Annotated in this window: 1 pseudogene; it reads right to left on the reverse strand. The window is 68.9% G+C overall.

What is annotated here, in order from left to right:
• Nucleotides 1-750 (reverse strand): annotated as a pseudogene (locus tag WG898_RS25165) (heme utilization protein); the annotation flags it as partial.

Consider the following 750-nt stretch of genomic DNA (forward strand, 5'->3'; position numbering starts at 1 on the left):
GTCCGCGGTCTCGATCGCCGCGATCTGGGCGGTCGAGAAGTTGGCCATCTGGGCCGAGGTCAGCGAGGCGATCTGGGCCGAGCTCATCGCGACGATGGCCGCGGTGTTCAGGCCGGCGAACTGATCGGGGTTGGTGTTCAGCGCGGCCACCTGGGCGGTGGTCATGCTGCCGATCTGGTCGCTGGTCAGCGCCGCGATCTGGTCGGTGCCGAGCGCGCGCAACGCTGCCGTGCTGATCGCACGCAGGTCGGCAGACTCCAGCTTGGGCAGTTGCACCGAGGTGAAGGCCGCGACCTGCTCGGTGGTCATCGCGGCGAACTGGGCGGTGCCCAGGGCGTTGAGGTCCTCCGTCGTGAGGTGCGAGATCTGGTCGCTGCTGAGTGCCACCACCTGGGCGGTGGTGAACTTGGCGAACTGATCCGAGGTCAGCGCATTCAGGTCACCGGTGTTGAGGCCGCGCACCTGGTCGGTGCCCAGGGCCACCACCTGGGCGCTGGTGAGCGCCTGCAACTGGCCGTTGGTGAGCGCATCCAGCTGGTCGCTCGTCAGGGCACGCAGGGCCGAGGTCGACAGCGACTTCAGGTCGGCGGTCTCGATCGCGGCGATCTGGGCGGTCGAGAAGTTGACGATCTGGGCTGCCGTCAGCGAGCCCACCTGGGCCGAGCTCAGGGCCACCACGTCGGCGGTCGAGAGGCCCGGCAGCTGGTCGGTCGTCAGCGCGTTGACCTGGCCGGTGGTGAGCTGGCCGAT

The sequence above is a fragment of the Paucibacter soli genome (assembly GCF_037482845.1).
GTDB lineage: Bacteria > Pseudomonadota > Gammaproteobacteria > Burkholderiales > Burkholderiaceae_C > Paucibacter_B > Paucibacter_B soli.